General features: G+C 54.3%; 12 protein-coding genes and 1 tRNA gene. 5 read left to right on the top strand and 8 right to left on the bottom strand.

The annotated features are described in order from the left end of the window. Positions 1 to 52: 52 nt before the first annotated feature. On the bottom strand, positions 53 to 706 hold the full coding sequence (gene adk / locus RBH33_RS10675) for an adenylate kinase (protein ID WP_306732177.1): 654 nt from the start codon (positions 704 to 706) through the stop codon (positions 53 to 55). A gap of 565 nt (positions 707 to 1,271) precedes the next feature. Between adk and RBH33_RS10670 the strand changes: the two genes are divergently transcribed. Next, positions 1,272 to 1,631 carry a hypothetical protein gene (locus RBH33_RS10670; protein WP_306732176.1) on the top strand — a complete coding sequence of 120 codons (360 nt, stop codon included), beginning with the start codon at positions 1,272 to 1,274 and terminating at the stop codon, positions 1,629 to 1,631. A gap of 60 nt (positions 1,632 to 1,691) precedes the next feature. After that, positions 1,692 to 2,162 (top strand): Lrp/AsnC family transcriptional regulator, encoded by a 471-nt coding sequence (locus RBH33_RS10665; RefSeq protein ID WP_306732175.1) that lies wholly within the window; start codon positions 1,692 to 1,694, stop codon positions 2,160 to 2,162. Between the two features lies 1 nt (position 2,163). On the opposite strand, the gene RBH33_RS10660 is transcribed toward RBH33_RS10665, so the two are convergent. Both RBH33_RS10660 and RBH33_RS10655 read right to left on the bottom strand, forming a co-directional pair. After that, positions 2,164 to 2,694, bottom strand: a complete 531-nt coding sequence (locus RBH33_RS10660) for a shikimate kinase (protein ID WP_306732174.1) — start codon at positions 2,692 to 2,694, stop codon at positions 2,164 to 2,166. A gap of 24 nt (positions 2,695 to 2,718) precedes the next feature. Beyond that, positions 2,719 to 4,434, bottom strand: coding sequence for a potassium/proton antiporter (locus RBH33_RS10655; RefSeq protein ID WP_306732173.1), 1,716 nt, complete (start codon positions 4,432 to 4,434; stop codon positions 2,719 to 2,721). 141 nt (positions 4,435 to 4,575) lie between these two features. On the opposite strand from RBH33_RS10655, the gene RBH33_RS10650 reads away from it, so the two are divergent. Further along, positions 4,576 to 6,567, top strand: a complete 1,992-nt coding sequence (locus RBH33_RS10650) for a VacB/RNase II family 3'-5' exoribonuclease (protein WP_306732172.1) — start codon at positions 4,576 to 4,578, stop codon at positions 6,565 to 6,567. Positions 6,568 to 6,600: 33 nt separating this feature from the next. Beyond that, a complete protein-coding gene (locus RBH33_RS10645) occupies positions 6,601 to 8,124 on the top strand; it encodes a tryptophan halogenase family protein (RefSeq protein WP_306732171.1) in 1,524 nt (507 codons plus the stop codon). A 7-nt stretch (positions 8,125 to 8,131) separates the two neighbouring features. Here RBH33_RS10645 and RBH33_RS10640 read toward each other — a convergent pair whose 3' ends face one another. The 5 genes from RBH33_RS10640 to gltX form a co-directional block, all read right to left on the bottom strand. Further along, complete coding sequence (locus tag RBH33_RS10640) at positions 8,132 to 9,205, bottom strand: cupin-like domain-containing protein (protein ID WP_306732170.1); 1,074 nt, start codon at positions 9,203 to 9,205, stop codon at positions 8,132 to 8,134. A 146-nt stretch (positions 9,206 to 9,351) separates the two neighbouring features. Further along, entirely contained in the window at positions 9,352 to 10,857 is a 1,506-nt protein-coding gene (locus RBH33_RS10635) for a tryptophan halogenase family protein (protein ID WP_306732169.1), read from the bottom strand. A 108-nt stretch (positions 10,858 to 10,965) separates the two neighbouring features. Further along, on the bottom strand, positions 10,966 to 13,998 hold the full coding sequence (locus RBH33_RS10630) for a TonB-dependent receptor (RefSeq protein WP_306732168.1): 3,033 nt from the start codon (positions 13,996 to 13,998) through the stop codon (positions 10,966 to 10,968). A gap of 942 nt (positions 13,999 to 14,940) precedes the next feature. Continuing rightward, positions 14,941 to 15,016 (bottom strand) — tRNA-Ala (locus RBH33_RS10625). Between the two features lie 136 nt (positions 15,017 to 15,152). Next, entirely contained in the window at positions 15,153 to 16,649 is a 1,497-nt protein-coding gene (gene gltX, locus RBH33_RS10620; RefSeq protein WP_306732167.1) for a glutamate--tRNA ligase, read from the bottom strand. A gap of 259 nt (positions 16,650 to 16,908) precedes the next feature. On the opposite strand from gltX, the gene RBH33_RS10615 reads away from it, so the two are divergent. Continuing rightward, positions 16,909 to 17,304, top strand: coding sequence for a DUF6165 family protein (locus tag RBH33_RS10615; protein ID WP_306732166.1), 396 nt, complete (start codon positions 16,909 to 16,911; stop codon positions 17,302 to 17,304). Positions 17,305 to 17,333 lie beyond the last annotated feature (29 nt).

Raw genomic sequence — 17,333 nt, 5'->3', positions numbered from 1 at the left:
CAAAAACAGGCCCCGTGGGGCCTGTTTGAGTACGTCAGTTTTTATCAGTTATTTAGCGCAATGCGGCTTTCATCCGCTCACGAATTTCATCGACGTTACCTACGCCTGAAATTCGGGTGTAGGTGGGGGCATTGGGTGCACCCTCCTGCTCAAGAGAGCGATAAAAGTTAACCAGCGGTTTGGTCTGCTCGTGATACACAGCGAGGCGTTTGCGCACGGTTTCTTCTTTGTCATCTTCGCGCTGAACCAGCGGTTCACCGGTAACGTCGTCCTTTCCGGGTTCGCGCGGAGGCTGATGCGCCACGTGATAAACACGTCCAGAGCCCTCATGTACTCGACGCCCACTCAGGCGTTCGACTATTTCCTCATCACCCACATCAATCTCGACCACGTAGTCAATCTTAATACCGGATTCTCTCAGTGCTTCCGCTTGCGGAATGGTGCGAGGAAAACCATCGAACAAGAAGCCGTGCTCACAGTCGGGCGCCTGAATACGCTCTTTTACCAAGGCGATGATCAAATCATCGGAGACCAAGCCCCCAGAAGCCATTACATCTTTGGCCTTCAATCCCAGAGGCGTGCCTGCTTTTACAGCAGCCCGTAACATGTCACCGGTGGAGATCTGTGGAATACCGAACTCCTCCATAATCAGCTTTGCCTGGGTGCCCTTTCCGGCACCGGGGGCGCCTAACAAAATAATTCTCATATTGGGTAACTCCTCTCTGGGATTCGATCGTTGCTAAGCCCACCGACGCTTTGCTGACCCGTTCCGAAAAACCAGGTCCAAACTAGGCCGGTCTTTGTATGGATGCCAAAAAACGGGCGCAGTGGGCAACAACAGGCAGACTGAGAGCCCTGTCCAACAGCTCTATCCGGCAGCCCTGTGACGGACAGCGAACCGAGTTAGTGAACCGATGGTGACTAAGCAAAAGGGGGCGGAAAAAAGGGCATACCATACACGGCCCGCCAAACGAGCACAACACGGCTGCCTCGCAGAGCCGGAAGACCGGCATAACTTATTGTTTTTAAAGGAGTTTACTAAAACATATGGACAATCGGCAAAGCCCGATCTCAGACTTCAGGGAACCCAAAGGCCCTTTACCTGATCCACATGTGTATGCGCGGAATTAGCCTCCTTATACTATGTTTAATATAAGGACTTACCGCGAGGGGCTTACAGCAGGGGGTTGGAGACATCCGCTTCGCGGCCCTTTCCGCGCCAAGCTCGACAAGGATATTTGGCACTCACTGATAGTTAAAAGAGGTTTTGTATGAAGGTCAGTAACCTGATACAGCATTGGGAACAACATGCCGGCGGTGGACTCACGGAAGCAAGTTACTCGGTTCGCCTGCCTCTGGAGGATGCCGCCAAATTGGCTGCTCTGCACGAAATGTTTCCCAAAAAGCGTACGGAAGAATTGATTACCGATTTATTGCACGCGGCCCTGAATGAGCTTGAGGGCGGCCTTCCCTACGTACCGGGATCGCGCATCATCTCGGAAGACGAACAAGGCGATCCACTTTACGAAGATGAGGGACAAACACCGCGCCTTCTTGCTTTGAGTCAAAAACATTTACGCCGGCTGAAAGCGGAGCAGATGAAATCCGAGGAAACAGCGGAAGCAAGCTAAGCGCTGTTCGCGCGTCTTCTGTCCGAAAGAGGTACCCGCAACCCAGGTGAGATCGAACGCATGGTGGCTTCTGTAGAACTGGATGAGTTTGATCGCAGGATACTGCGCGCTTTACAAGCTAACGCCGATCACTCCATGGCCGACCTGGGCGGCCTGATCGGTCTCTCCCACACTCCTTGCTGGCGGCGCTTGAAGCGGCTTGAGGCAGAGGGCGTTATCCAGAAAAAAGTGACTCTCTTGGACCCCAGCAACCTGGACTTGGATGTGATTGTGCACGCACAGGTCAGAATGAAAGATCACCAACCCAACGTCCTGGAGGCCTTCGAAGCTCAAATTCAGACACTACCCCACGTGCTTGAATGCTACGCGCTCAGTGGCGATTATGATTATGGCCTGAAAATCGTGGTCAAAAGTGTGGAGCACTATGAGCGCTTGTTGAAACGGAACCTTTTGCCGTTACCCAATGTGGCCTCTATCAACTCCACCTTCGCCCTTCGGCAAGTCAAATACTCGACTCAGTTACCACTGTGATTCAAGCGTCCACTTCAGCGTACCACTCGCCACTTTCATAGATAATGTCGGACACCAAGTCACTTGGCGGCCGTGCGCCGCATTCGATGGTGATATCGGCGTAGCGGCGGTAGAGCGCACGACGCTCATCGTACAACTGTGCCAGGGTTTGGCCATGCGGCGCCGCAATGCCCCGCGCCGCGTAGTTAGTCACACGCATTTGCAACTCATCCAGCGGTACATCCAGAAAAACCACCCGCCCATAGGTCCGGAGGTGATTCATACCGGCGTCGCTATACACCGCGCTGCCACCAGTGGCAATGACGTGATTGGGAAAATCCGTGGCCAACAGAACCTGCTCCTCTATATTTCGCAGGGCCTGAAAGTCCGCGTTGTTGATGATTTCCTGCAACGGCTGACCTTCTCGCTCCTGGATAAGCAAATCTGTGTCTACAAAACCCTTTACCAACTCCTTGGCCAGGAGAATCCCCACCGTGCTTTTGCCGGAACCGGGCATGCCAATCAGAATTAAGCTGTCGCCTCTGGGATTCATCGCAGGACCTCCAATTACAATATGCTATTTATGCAGTTTCAGGCTTATCTTGGTCAGGCGGGCATCATCCATCGCCAGCACAACGAACTCCACTTGCCCCAAGCGCACCCGGTCACCCACCACCGGCTGCTTGTACTTATTATAGATGTAGCGGGCGATACTCCAGTTCGCTTTGTCTTCTGGAACCGAAAAGCCATACAAGGTGCCCAAATCCGCGAGCTTGGCTCGAGGCGTTACGGCAAACTCACCAAAGAACGCCAGGGCGGACAGCCGTTCCGGCTCCTCGACGCCCACGAAGGCCTTGTCCAGCGCGACCAAGTCCGCCGCAGTCGCCAGTAAGTAGACATGATCACCCGGTTTAAAAGCGTGTCCCTGCCCTAATGGCAGGGGCTGATCATCACGCAACACACACAAAAGAGACGTTTGCGCTGGCAGTGAAAGGTTATCGGTGCTCAAGCGCAGTGCCGGGCTACCGTCGGCAATTTTGTAGCCGACAAATTCGTAGCCTACCTGACCCGGCACACCAAGTTCCACCCGTTGCACCCTCGATGAGCTCGAAGGAACATCCAGGTTTAACCAGCGAGCCATGGGCGCCACAGTCCAACCCTGCAGGACCAGGGATATGAGCACCATAAAAAACGCGATATTGAAGAAGAAGGGCCAGTGCTCAAAGCCGGCCAGCCAGGGAAACATGGCCAGTACAATCGGCACAGCGCCTCGAAGCCCAACCCAGCTGATAAACGTCTTCTCCTGCCAGGAGAACTGGAACGGCAGTAAACAGAGCCAGACGGCAACGGGGCGCGCCACAAAGATCAGAAACAAACTCACCAAGAGCGCACTGGGTGCGTAGGCCAGCAGCTCCCGCGGTGAAACCAGCAACCCCAGCATTAAAAACAGGCTAATTTGAGCCAGCCAGGCAATGCCATCGTGAAAGCGCTGAATATTGTACAGCCCGCGAGAGACCCGATTACCCACGACCAACCCGGCGAGATACACCGCCAAAAAGCCACTAGCCTGAGCCACAGCCGCGAGGCCATAAATGGTAATACCGCCAAACAGTGCGAGCAGAGGATAGAGCCCGGGGCTAAGGGCCAAACGCCCAACACCGTAGGCGAGCAGTCGGCCGCCCGCGAGGCCAATCAGAGCGCCCAGCCCCATCTGCCAGCCAAATTGGCCAAACATTGTCCAACTGACGCCGTCCTCCCCACTGATCATGAATTCGATCATGATAATGGTCAGAAAGATGGCCATGGGATCGTTGAGCCCGGACTCGATCTCCAATGTGGCGCCAACCCGTTTTTTAAGCGCCAGCCCCTGCATGTTGAGTACGGAAAAAACCGCAGCGGCGTCCGTTGAACCGACGATCGCTCCAATCAGAAACCCCTGCTCCCACTTCAGTCCCAGCATCCAAGCCGCGAAGGCACCACACAAAGCGGCGGTGGCAATTACGCCCAAGGTTGCCAAGGTCAAAGCGGGTTTAAGGCCAACCCGGAAGTTGTGGCTGTCCGTGCGCAAGCCACCATCAAACAGAATTACGGCCAGGGCCAGTGTCGCCAAAAGATAAGCCGACTGTACGTCGTCATACTGCAAGCCGCCCAGGCCATCAACCCCCGCCAGCATGCCGATAATTAGGAATACCAGCAGCAGTGGCATCCCCACACGCGGCGATAGGCTGCTGGCCAGAACGCTGACGAGAAACAGCGCTCCGCCGAATAAAATGACTTGATTCAGGAGATCCATGACACAAATAGTACTATAGATTCACTTCTGCCGCTGCAGTGAAACGCCCCGAAAGCCGGAGCAGACGCGGCCTCGGTAACGCAGAGGACAGAATCCTGTTATGATTCCGGTTTCGCCGGCCCCTACCCATAAGTTGTGTTCATGTTCGACAAAAATGCCCTACAGCAGCTCACCGCACTAAAATCCAGTTTGCAATCGCAAAAGAATCTCTCTCAGGGTCTGGTTCGTACCACGACCAAGCGTTTCGCGTTTGTCAGACTCGATGACGGCAAAGATGCCTTTCTCGCGCCGGACGAAGCGCAAAAGGTCCTGCCCGGAGATCGGGTGGAAGTGTCGCTGACCACCAACAAAAAAGATCAACTTGAAGCTACCCTGGAAAAATTGCTCGACAGTGAATTCTCGCGCTTTGTGGGCCGCTACCGTGTGCGCGGCAAGGCGCACTTTATAGAGCCCGATTTCCCCCAGTTTAATCGTTGGCTTTTTGTCGCGCCGCAAGACCGGGGCGAATACCGCCACGGTGATTACGTGCAAGGTAAATTGACCCGGCACCCTTTTAAAAATGACGGCAAAGGGCAGGTAAAACCGACCGCCCCGCTTGGCAGCCCGGGCGAACCCGGCGTTGAAGCCCGCTACCTGACGGCGAAATTCGAACTGCCTACCGAGTGGTCCGTACGAGCCCAGGAGCAAGCCCAGGCCATTAATCTCACGCCCATTGTTCTGGCGGAGGAACAGGAAGATCTTACTCACCTGCCCTTCGTGACCATAGACTCGGAAAATACACGGGATATGGACGACGCCGTGTATCTGGAAGCAACAGAGTCCGGTTGGCATCTAAAAGTCGCCATCGCCGATCCGACCCGTTTCATTGCTCCTGGAACACCCCTGGACCAGGAAGCTCAACGGCGCGCCAGCACCGTGTATTTGCTGGGGCAAAGCATCACCATGCTGCCAACGGAGTTGTCCCATGACACCTTTTCCCTGGTCCCGGATCAGCAACGCCCGGCACTGATTTGCACCCTGCATGTTGGGCAGGATGGCAGCATCGGCGAATTCAGTTTCACCGAAGCCATGATACGCTCTCACCACAAACTCAACTATCAAAGTGTTTCCGAGTGGCTGGAGAATCCAGAGTGCTCAACCGTGCCTGCCCCTGTGCTGGCAATGCTGAAAGAGTTGCAGGCGTTTGCAGCAACCCGCGCTCAACATCGCCAGGATCACGCCCTGGTAATGGAAGATCGGGCCGATTACTACTACATACTGAACGACCAGAAGAAAATCGAACGCATTGAAAAGCGCGAACGCACACCGGCGCACCGCATTGTTGAAGAGGCCATGCTCGCCACCAATATTTGTGCGGGAAAACTTCTCACGCAACACCCCGGCCTGGGTATATTTTCCAATCACGTAGGGTTTCGCCCCGAACGCCTGGAGGATGCCCTCAGTCTGCTTGAAGAGGATTCCCCGGAATACTCTGTTGGCGACTTACAGAACCTCCCCGATTTTCAACGTCTATTGCAGGATCTGCGCCTGAACCCGGACGGAGACGAGAGCTTCACCCAATTGCTGCCGATTTTGCAACGGATGCTTCAGGCCAGTGCTTTGTCACTCGATTCCAGCGAGCATTTTGGTTTGGGGTTTCAGCATTACGCCACGGTCACCTCACCTATTCGGCGCTATCACGATTTTCATAATCATTTGGCGATTAAGCAAATACTGCACGGCAACCTGGAGCCCCGTATCGACCCAGCATTGGTGGAGTCTTTACAGCAGCAACTGACCAAGGGCCGTCAGGCTTGCCGGCAACAGGAACAGTGGTTAGCGTGCGAATACTACCGTGACAAAATCGGTAGTGTGCACCTGGGTACCATTGGACTGGTGACCTCCAACGGCGTGGGCGTGCGCTTGGACGAGTCCGGTTTCGAAGGCTTTGTTATGCTCGCCTCTAAAGATGCACCCAAGCCACGCTTTGACGCCCGCCGCCTGAGCCTGACCCTTGACGATCAGCGTTATCAGCTGGATCAAAAACTGATGGTGGTGATTAGCGAAGTGGATTTAGAGCAGCGCCGTATATCCTTGGAGCTGGTAGACCCGCAGATGGCCGAACGACTGAAGGCTTGGCACCCAGAGACATAAACGACTACTGATAACTCGCACAGGAAGTGGCCGATGCGAAGCCCACAACACAAACCCATTGAAAATATTGTCATTGTTGGGGGCGGCACCGCTGGCTGGATGACGGCTGCGGCGTTGGCCAATTTTCTGCGTGAACGGCCAGTCTCAATTACCCTGATCGAATCTTCCCAGATCGGTACCGTGGGCGTCGGTGAAGCCACGCTGCCGGGCATCCGCGACTTTAACAATAGCCTGGGCATCGATGAGCTGGATTTCGTAAAAAAAACCCAGGCGACTTTCAAACTCGGCATCGAGTTTGTTGACTGGTGCAAGCTCAACACGCGCTTTTTTCATCCGTTCGCGGATTACGGTTTACCTTTGGGCGGCGCGGATTTTCATCACCTTTGGCACAAACTTCAAACGCTGGAACAACCCCACTCCATCGAAGAATACTCGCTGCCGGCGATCATGGCGCAATTGGGCCGCTTCGCACAGCCCAATCCAAATCCGCCCACACCTTTGGCCCGGTACAACTACGCGTTTCATTTCGATGCTGGACTGTACGCGCAGTATTTAAGCAACTGGGCGACTGAGCGAGGCGTGCTCAAGCAAGATGGTGTGATTGAGCAGGTTTCCCTAGAGCCGGACACAGGATTTATTCAGTCCGTTACATTGGACAACGGCGAGTCTTTTACAGCCGATTTGTTTGTGGATTGTTCTGGGTTTCGAGGCCTTCTGATAGAAGAAGCCCTGCAGACCGGCTACGAAACTTGGACCCACTGGTTGCCCTGTGATCGTGCTCTAGCCGTGCCCAGCGAGTCCGGAGCCGAACCACCCGCGCCCTTTACCCGCTCCACCGCCCGTGAGGCGGGTTGGCAGTGGCGCATACCCCTGCAACACCGCACCGGTAACGGCTATGTGTATTGCAGCGATTTAATCAGTGAAGATGAAGCCTGTCAGACGTTGCTGTCACACCTGCCCGGTAAAGCACTCAATGATCCCAAACCGCTCAGATTCACTACTGGCATGCGCAAAAAGTTCTGGCACAAAAACTGTGTCGCCATCGGTCTGGCTTCCGGCTTCTTGGAACCGTTGGAATCCACCAGTATTTCTTTAATACAGACGGCCATCTCCCGGCTGTTGTATTTCTTCCCGGACCAAAGCTTCAATCCGGCCTGCATCGAAGAGGCTAACCGCCAATCCCGAAACGAATACGAACGCATCCGGGATTTCATTATTCTCCATTACAAAGGCACACAGCGGGACGACACACCGCTGTGGCGCCTTACCCGTGACATGTCCGTGCCCGACACGCTTGCGCATAAGGTCGCCCTATTCAAGGACCGAGGGTATCTGGTGAGCTACGAAGGAGAGTCTTTTGAAGAGGCCAGTTGGGTCACCATGTATCACGGCTTCGGCATACTGCCACAACACTATGACCCGAGAGCGGACTGGATTGACGAGGCGCAATTAAAACAACAGCTGGCACAAATGCGCACGGCCATTCGCGCCGCCGCCGAGCAGGCGCCCACGCACCAGGAATTCATCCGCCGCCATTGCTCAGCTGATGACTCCTGAGCCGCGGCTAACGGTTCAGCACACCGCGTAAATAGTTGCGAACATAAGCCGCCACTCGTGGTGTCATCTTGCCCAAGGGGCCGCGACGCTCAGGAGGAATATGCTCAGCGGACTGCTGTTCGCGTTCAAACACGTAGTGATCGAACATACTCTTCCAAGCGGCTACCTTTTCCGGCGGCAAACTGGACGTGGTAAGAGTCGAATGTACCAGTGCATCGAAGGGCGACCCTACTCCCGGCACTGAGTCTTCCCACCAGTAATTGATCAGAATATTGAAATCTTCCGTTGCCTCTACGTTGTGCCACCACAATGAAGGTATATAAATCGCGTCGCCCGGCTCAAGCTCAGCTACTTTGGCCGCCGCCAGCGCTTGTCTAAAGCGCGGAAAACGCTCAAAGTCCGGCTCCTTTACCGACACCATGCTGATAGGCTGTCCCGCCGGCGTGAAGTCAATAGGACCTACATACAGGTTGGACACTTGCTCGGGAGGAAACAGGGTGAACTTACGCCGGCCCGCAACCACGCAGGCGATGTTGTCAGACGTATCAAAATGAGCAGAAATGGTGACCTGATTACCCAGCCAAATGTTGGGAATAATTGCTTTATCCACCAACGGCGAAGGATTTTCGTGGGCAAATCCCGGCAGGGAATCTGCGACTGAGGTAGCACCCACATAGAGTGCCGGAGGCCGTTCCTCCCCGCTCAGGGACAGGATGCGATTTAACGTGGGCCTGAGTTCGGCCTGCACCTGTTGGAAGTTCATTCCGCTCAGGTCGCGGTTATAAAAAAACCGACCTTCGATGGATGGCTCACCCACCCAGGAGAGTACCGGTCTGCCGCTGTCAAACTGGGATACATAGCGTGCTGCGGATTCAGCAGACTTCAGGCTCTGGCGGGTCACCGGCCAGTCCTTCACATGCCCCCTGAGTATCGCTGGCTCATAGCGCGGCACAATTTCCTGTTCAAACATTTCCCGAGTGACATTGTGCCACTCTTTTACTCTCGGCAAGGACATAACAACATCAAAGTCTGGATTAATCTGGCACCAGGCATTTCCTGGCGAAAAACGATGCGTCGCCAAGCAACGCTCCCAGCCATGGTACCAGCTCAAAAAGTAAAGAAGTGTTGATGGACTGATGACTTACGGTAAAGGTTCACCTCACATCCCTCACCATGCCCGCATGTCGAGTAGCGTAACGGTGTCGGCCCACCATCAGAGGCAGGCGCTTAGCGGTAGTAGCAATTTTTCCGAATAAATTCTCCATGGCTCGGTAGCGGCTCCATAGCCGATTGTAGGGACTTTTTCATCTCCGCCAGGCTTTTTCTGACGTAGTTCATGTCAAAGGTGTCCACTCTGGGATCGTACATTTCCGGGTAAATATTGTTGCCGGAATAGAGCGCGAGCCAACTGGCCGGTTGAAAAATTTCCCAACGGTACTTCACCAAATGACCGCGCTGTTTAAACAGTTTCATTTTATGGGCCAGGGGCTCGGGAATCTCCATGGTACGGCAGTGATTCCACAAAGGCGCATCGGTACGGGCGGTGGCGTGGTAGTGCAAAATAATAAAGTCCCGAACCCGTTCATACTCCAAACGGGTCATATCATTGAACTCATCAATGCACCCCTGGGGCATGCTTTTGTCCGGAAACAACAGCCGAATTTTTTCAATGGCGGTTTCCACCAGCGCAATGGCGGTGCTTTCCAGAGGTTCAAGAAAGCCGGAGGCCAGGCCAACGGATATACAGTTCTTGTTCCAGGCTTTTTTTCGACGCCCCGGTACAAAGCGGAACATTTTCGGATCACTGCTCAAAGGGCCGTCGATGTTGCGCATAAGGACTTCCGTGGCCTCATCGTCACTGATGTACTCGCTGCAATACACATGGCCATTCCCCTGTCGGTGCTGTAGCGGGATGTTCCATTGCCAGCCCGCCTCATGAGCTGTAGATACCGTGTAGGGGTGCGGCTCGCCCACGGATTCGCTCTGCACGGCTACGGCACTGTCGGTGGGCAGCCACTGGCTCCAATCTTCATAGCCCGTCTTTAAAGCACCTTCAATCAATAAAGCTTTAAAGCCCGAGCAGTCGATAAACAAGTCCCCTGCCAGGGGCGCATCGTGCCCCTCCAAGGTCACAGAATCGATAAAGCCATTATCGGGATTCAGATTTACGTTGGAGACCTTGGCGTCCACTCGGCGCACACCCTTGTCAATCGCAAAATCACGCATCAGATGGCCAAACAAGGTAGCGTCGAAATGCAGAGCCCAATCAAATACTGAAAGGCTCGACGGCGGATTGGGACTGGGCGTGGTGAACTTATCGTGCATTGCCAAGGTGGTGCCGAGGCAATAATCATCGAGTGGGGTCTGATCACCCATCTCGCGCATTTTTAGCCAGAAATGGTGGAACTGAACCTGCCGAACCTCTTGGCCGTATACGCCAAAAGGGTGGAAATAAGAGTGGCCTTTCTGATGCCAGTTGTCGAAGCGAATTCCCAGTTTGCAAGTGCCCTGGGTGGCCCGAAGCACGTCAAAATCGGTCATGCCCAGGCGGCCGTAAAATCGCCGAATGGTGGCGTTGGTGGCTTCGCCCACACCGACGGTGCCGATCTCAGAGGACTCCACCAAGGTGATTTTTAGACGTTTGCCAAATAAGTTGGACAAACTGGCCGCGACCATCCACCCGGCTGTACCGCCACCTACAATTACAACGCTTTCTACTGGATTATTGGACATATTCTTATCCCTGTAGCAAAAACGAAAAAAACCGCCGGAGACTCGCCTTGCAGCGTAACTTCCGGCGGCTTCACCTAAACCAAAACGCGGTTCAGGCTTTCACACGGCTTAGAACCGAGCTCGAACACCCAGAGAGTAACGCGGCTCAAAGTAACTCTGAAACGCCAACTGATCGTCCCACTCGAAGTAGTACTCTTCGATTTCGCCGGTAATGTTAGAGCCGTGGAAGAAGACACTAATATTATCGTTGATATCGTAGGTAGCAGAAAGGTCGATGTAATTGGTGGCTTTCTGATACACGTTCAGAGCACCCCACGCGGCACCAGTCGCAGCCAGACGTTCACTGCGATAGTTGTGCGCAATACGCGCCTGGAAGCGATTGCTCTCGTACCACAAAGAGAAGTTAAACTGCTCTTTCGAGTTGTCCGGGAAGGGGTTGGTATTGCCTTGAATATCTTCCCCTTCACCCTCACTGGGCGAATAGGTAAAGTTGGTATCTATACCGAAGTCAGCAATCCACCCATCCAGGAAGTCGCCAAACGCGATCTTCGCGCCCAACTCAATACCTTCCAGGGTACCACCACTGCCTTGCCCGGTCGTGTTAATGGGTACAGATCGACGCACCACACCATCGGCGTCGGGCTGCTCCATCTGCACAGTCTGACCTTCGGTAAAACTGTCGATCTCAACCCGGAACAAACCAACGTTTAACATAGACGCCGGCCCGACATACCACTCGAGAGAGAGGTCATAGTTGTCTGAACGCCAGGGATCCAACTGTGGGTTACCGCTCAAGCTACCACCAGAGACGATAAAGTCACCTTCAGTGGGGCTGCCTTCGGCTGAATCGATGGTGTAGTTCAGCACCAAACCGTCACCGTACTGGTTCAGGTTCAAGGGAACCATGGCCTGCGTGTAGGCTGCACGCAGTACCAAGTCATCGGTCAGGTTGTAAGCCAGGTTAACGGAGGGAAGCACATCAGTGTAGCTGCGGGCAGTGAATACATCACCGGCGTCTTCGTTCAAGTTACCGAACGGAATACCGGGACCAGCGATGTTTTGCTGAACCAGAAGGTCAGTTTCAATCACCTTGACGCCGACGTTACCCGTCAAAGCACCAACCTCAAAGTTACCCTGCAAGTAGTAGGACAACTCTTCCATTTCTACGTAAAAGGTAGAGCCCGGTACCGGAACTCGGCTACCTTCACCGAAAGTGCGCTCCATAAAGGCGACGGGATCATCATAGTCACGCGGATCTGTGGCCCAAACGCCGGGGATGCCGGTCACGGACCCAAAGTCGTCAACCCAAATAGCGTTGTTGTTTTCATCCAGACGGGTATTGCCCAGCGCGATGTAGGGAACAAACTCGCCATCCACTGTCTCGCCTGCGCTGCACACGTCTGACTCCAACTCAACGTCGGTGGCCAACCACTGAGCTTCACACTCGGTGTTATTGGCCGGTGCCATATAGTTCCAACGAGAGTAATCCGCCGTACGGGTGCTCAGGCGGACACCGGCGTCCACACTGGTAAAGAAATTGTTTTCAATTTCATAGCTACCCGCAAGGCTCAATGCCGTTAGCGTACCTTTGGCGTCTTCGTTGTTCTCGGACGCGTAGGCACCAACATTGTAGCTATCGAGGTTGCTCATATAGTCGGCAGTGGTGTTACCCGCGCCCAAGCCGCCAGCCAGCTGACGGTCAAAACCGCTCCAATGGGGGTGAGAACCGCTGGTATCGTATGTGATGTGCGGGTTTTCAGAGTAACCCAGAGGATTGATGGCCTGGAAGCAACCACCTTCATCACCGACAATCTCCTCGCCGTTGGTGCACTGCTCACCGGGTACAAAATTGGTGGTGCGACCCAAGGTGGAGGAGGCGTTGGTCAGATCACCTTCGTTGAAGGCCATGCGACGAGTCTGCTCGGCACTACCAAACACACCACGGAATGTCGCTGTGAACGGACCACCATTGTCGTAATCCAATTGGACATTGACGTTGCGCGACGTGTTATCGAAGACGTCGTTCTGAGTCAACGATGCCAAACGCTTGGGTGCCATCTCGCCAACCTGCCAAGTGTGGAAATCGTTTCCGTCCAACTCTTCGCCCGTATCACGCGAAGCCGTGGGATAGGACCAATCATTACCTTGCCATTTGTTGGTGGCAGCAACGCCCACTTTACGGTTGTACTCCTCACGGTTCGCATAGAACCAGTCACTGGTCAGGGTCCAACCTTCACCTAGGTCGGCCTGAAACGATGCATTTAGCCCGATACGCTCACGCTCTGTAACCTGATGCCAGGCCAGTATGCCTTCCTGTGACAGGTAGCTGCGACCCTGATCTACCAGGTCAACACCGCCCAGGTTGGCCAGCGGATCTCCTGTGATATTGCCGATCACATTCCCATCGTTGCTACGACCAGTCCAGCCCGCCGCACCCCCAGCGTCCGGACTACCCGCGCTAACGCCAGCGTAAGTATTGGCGAGATTTACGTTGGAGTATGTACCCGCGAGCATGAAGCCAACGCGGTTGTTTTGCCAGTTAACCAGACCGGAAATCATCGGATCGAACTCACCCGTCTCTTCGCCCGTGCTGACTTCAAAACTGCCTGCAGCCGTGAGGCCTTCATCAAAATCGAACGGTCGGTAGGTTTTCAGATCCACAGTACCGGTAATACCGGCACGGTTCAGGTCGGCGGTGGCCGACTTATAGACGTCCGCGCCACGGAACAACTGTGAAGGGATTTCGTTGAAGTTGGGTTGAACAGAAACAACGGAGCTTGAGCCCAGGAACTGCTCGCCGTTGAGTTGGGTTACCACTTGGGGCAAACCACGAATGTTTACCGATGAACCTTCACCCGCACTGCGGCGAATCTGAACGCCGGAAATCCGCTGCAAAGAGTCAGAAATGGTGACGTCGGGTAGCTTACCGATGTCTTCAGCGGTGATGGCGTCCACTACGGTCGCCGCGTCACGCTTGGTGTTGATGGATGTCTCAATTGAGGCACGGATACCGCGTACAACAACCTCTTCGAGCATCTCATCGGTTTGTGCAACCGCTGTGGTACTGAGGCCCGACATTGCATAAGACGCCACAGCCACGGCCATGAGCTTTCTTTTGAAACGAGTTTTATTGGGGTTCATGAAACTCTCCTTTGTTATAGCAAAATTATTATCTTCCGCACAAAGACCGGCTTCGTGAGACGAACCGTGCTTGGCACTGAAGTAATAGCTTTAACCAGTACCGGCTAACTGCAGTTATCTGCGAAGCTGTGGAGCTGCCGCATATGCTCTCCCGAACCCACTCATCTCAGGCATGTCCGAGGTGGCAATGGCCTACCCAGCAGCTGATACTGATGCTTATATGTGCGCTTTCAGTAAAGAAAGCCTGGGCGCGATCGTGTTACTATTTGTAACACCACCCTTCTCGCACCCCTGTCATCCCCAAGCTGGTTACTCAAAGCGCTGGACCCACTGGCCACCAATCTCGAGTCGGCTTAACCAGAAAACCCAAAACTTGCCATCGAAATGTAACCGATAACAGTTTGGCCGGAGCATAGTACGGTAAAAGCTCAAAGGCAACAGCCTCCAAACGTCTTTACATTCTCAACGCGCGGTATCAGTGCGGCCTTCGCCATGACGCGGTGCGCATTTGCAGCCTGAATCAGGAACGTGTTTGTGGTAACCGATTACAAAAGGGTTCGATTAACTACAGGGTTAGAACGTCGAGGCAATGGATGGGAGAGGAATGTCTCTGCGGTAAGGTGGGTGGAGTCAGGCGGGATTCACTCGGCACTTCCCTGCGCCTCGCCCTTCGGGCAGCTGCGCTGTGCAAAATGGCTGTCCTGACATTTTGTCACTCGGCACTTCCCTGTGCCTCGCCCTTCGGGCAGCTGCGCTGTGCAAAATGGCTGTCCTGCCATTTTGTCACCCGGCACTTCCCTGTGCCTCGCCCTTCGGGCAGCTGCGCTGTGCAAAATGGCTGTCCTGCCATTTTGTGAACCGCTTCAGCGAGTCTCACCCAACCAGGCACCGACAAACATAAAAAAACCCCTGCACCTTACGGCACAGGGGTTTTTTTATGTTTGGTGGAGCCTAGCGGGATCGAACCGCTGACCTCAACACTGCCAGTGTTGCGCTCTCCCAGCTGAGCTAAGGCCCCACAGATGCTTCCTTGGAAGCGGGGCGCATTGTATCACTCCCCCGAGGGCTGTCAAGAACCAATATCCCTTTTAATAGCCCAGCTTCCACACCACCGGACAGCTAACTTTTAGTTTAAAATCAGTAGGTTACAAACCCTATTCGGACCTTTCTTCCGCCAGTTGCTCGTAGGCCTTTTCCAGCTTTTTTTGCTGTTTCTTGCCCACACCACCCAGCGCATTGATCGCATGGCGCAAGCGGGCGCGGCTCATATCCGGCCCCAGCAGGGTCATGGAGTCCATCACTGAGAAAGAGGCCGTAGTCCCGGCGATGGCGACGAACAATGGCGCCAACAGCTCCTTGAGTTTGATCGCCATTTGCCCGGAAAGCGTCTTTAACTCCTCAAAAATCGCATCCCGCTCCCAGGTACGTAGCGCCTCCAGGCGCCAAAGCGCGAATTGCAGGACTCTTTTCTGGTCGTCCAAATCCAGTTTGTTGGACGAAAAATCCGTTTCCGTTACAGGCAGCATGCCGGACGCCAGAAAACTCGTCAGCGGCGCAAAGTCGCTCAGCGTCTCCATGCGAGGCTGCGCATGCGGTAATACTTTCATCAGGTTGTCGCGGTTCAACGCCCAATCCTGGAGCCGGTTTGCCAGTTGTTCGGTGCTCAGATTCTCCCGGATCCACAAGCCATTGAGCCAGGAAAGCTTTTCCACGTCGAAGATCGGCCCGCCCAAGGACACGCGGTTAATGTCGAAATGAGCCAACATTTCCGCCAGGGAAAACTTTTCCCGCTCATCGGGCATGGACCAACCCATACGTCCCAGGTAATTGAGTACGGCCTCGGGCAAGTAGCCCATGCGCTGATAGTAGAGAATGCTGGTGGGGTTTTTGCGCTTGCTGAGCTTGGATTTGTCCGGGTTGCGCAGCAGCGGCAAATGGCACAGCGTTGGCGCCTCCCAGCCAAAGTATTCGTACAACTTCAAGTGCTTGGGTGCGGAATTGATCCATTCCTCACCGCGAATCACATGAGTAATGGCCATTAGGTGGTCATCCACCACGTTAGCCAGGTGATAGGTAGGCATGCCGTCGGCCTTGAGCAGCACCTGCATATCCACCTGCGACCATTCAATCTCAATATCGCCGCGCAGCATGTCGGGTATGCGACAGCTGCCGCTTTCAGGGATTTTCATGCGGATCACATGGGGCTCTCCCGCCGCCAGGCGCGCCTGCACTTCATCTTGTGACAGTGCCAGTCCGCGCCCGTCGTATTTGGGGGTTTCTCCCCGAGCCTGCTGTTCGCGACGCATTTCGTCCAGCTCCTCGGCGCTGGCGAAGCAATAAAAGGCGTGGCCTTTTTCGACAAGCTCCTCGGCATACTGCCGGTAGCTGCTCATGCGCTCACTTTGCCGATAGGGACCATAGTCACCCCCAACATCGGGGCCCTCATCCCACTCCAGCCCCAACCAGCGCAAGCTATCCAGTATCGCCTGCTCGGATTCCGCCGTGCTCCGAGTCTGATCGGTGTCCTCTATGCGCAATACAAACTGACCGCCGTGCTGACGTGCAAAGCACTGGTTGAACAAAGCAATGTAGGCGGTTCCCACGTGGGGATCACCAGTAGGAGACGGTGCAATACGAGTGCGAACGGTCATAGACTTTGACTTCCAATCAGGGGATTAACAGGTGTTTGCGGCGGTGTGTACCGAAAGGCGGGCTATTGTATACCAACTGCAAATCACAACCCATAGCGCCGTTCAAGGGAGAAACGAACCGCCCCACGTGCGCTGCTTGACGACAAACTTGTCCCACTTTGAGCATTTTTACGCCACAGGGGATTCAGACCACCCGCTTTTTTGGTAGTATTACCGGTCATTTTCTACAATAACCTTCCTACGACTATGGGACTCCAACATGTTGGTAGAGGCTCCTATCTCCCTCGGCGAACTGATCGACAAAATCACCATTCTCGAGATCAAGCAGGTCAATATCAGTGATCCGGAAAAACGCCGCAACGTTGATCACGAATTGAACATCCTGGACGCCAAGGTGGGAGAGCTGCTCGACGCAGTTGAGAAGGCGACGTTGCAGCCGCTTAAGGCGGGGCTGAAGTCCATTAACGAAGCCCTATGGGATATTGAAGATCGTATCCGTGACTGTGAGCGTGAAAGCGATTTCGGGCCCACGTTTATCGAACTGGCTCGATCTGTCTACTTCACCAATGACAAACGAGCCCAGGCAAAAAAAGAGATCAACCTGACTTTTGGCTCAGAGTTGATTGAGGAAAAATCCTACCAGGACTACCAGTAACTGGCGGATAACCGGTACTGGCAATCTCT

Origin of the sequence: Marinimicrobium hydrolyticum (assembly GCF_030848505.1) — a bacterium.
Classification (GTDB): domain Bacteria; phylum Pseudomonadota; class Gammaproteobacteria; order Pseudomonadales; family Cellvibrionaceae; genus JAVDDU01.
The sequence above is the reverse complement of the archived record's forward strand: the minus strand, read 5'-3'. Positions and strand labels throughout refer to the sequence as shown.

Excerpts from the sequence above, each read along its gene's own strand:
- adk (WP_306732177.1), bottom strand. The coding sequence starts at position 706 with ATGAGAATTATTTTGTTAGGCGCCCCCGGTGCCGGAAAGGGCACCCAG.
- RBH33_RS10670 (WP_306732176.1), top strand. The coding sequence starts at position 1,272 with ATGAAGGTCAGTAACCTGATACAGCATTGGGAACAACATGCCGGCGGT.
- RBH33_RS10665 (WP_306732175.1), top strand. The coding sequence starts at position 1,692 with ATGGTGGCTTCTGTAGAACTGGATGAGTTTGATCGCAGGATACTGCGC.
- RBH33_RS10660 (WP_306732174.1), bottom strand. The coding sequence starts at position 2,694 with ATGAATCCCAGAGGCGACAGCTTAATTCTGATTGGCATGCCCGGTTCC.
- RBH33_RS10655 (WP_306732173.1), bottom strand. The coding sequence starts at position 4,434 with ATGGATCTCCTGAATCAAGTCATTTTATTCGGCGGAGCGCTGTTTCTC.
- RBH33_RS10650 (WP_306732172.1), top strand. The coding sequence starts at position 4,576 with ATGTTCGACAAAAATGCCCTACAGCAGCTCACCGCACTAAAATCCAGT.
- RBH33_RS10645 (WP_306732171.1), top strand. The coding sequence starts at position 6,601 with ATGCGAAGCCCACAACACAAACCCATTGAAAATATTGTCATTGTTGGG.
- RBH33_RS10635 (WP_306732169.1), bottom strand. The coding sequence starts at position 10,857 with ATGTCCAATAATCCAGTAGAAAGCGTTGTAATTGTAGGTGGCGGTACA.
- RBH33_RS10630 (WP_306732168.1), bottom strand. The coding sequence starts at position 13,998 with ATGAACCCCAATAAAACTCGTTTCAAAAGAAAGCTCATGGCCGTGGCT.
- gltX (WP_306732167.1), bottom strand. The coding sequence starts at position 16,649 with ATGACCGTTCGCACTCGTATTGCACCGTCTCCTACTGGTGATCCCCAC.
- RBH33_RS10615 (WP_306732166.1), top strand. The coding sequence starts at position 16,909 with ATGTTGGTAGAGGCTCCTATCTCCCTCGGCGAACTGATCGACAAAATC.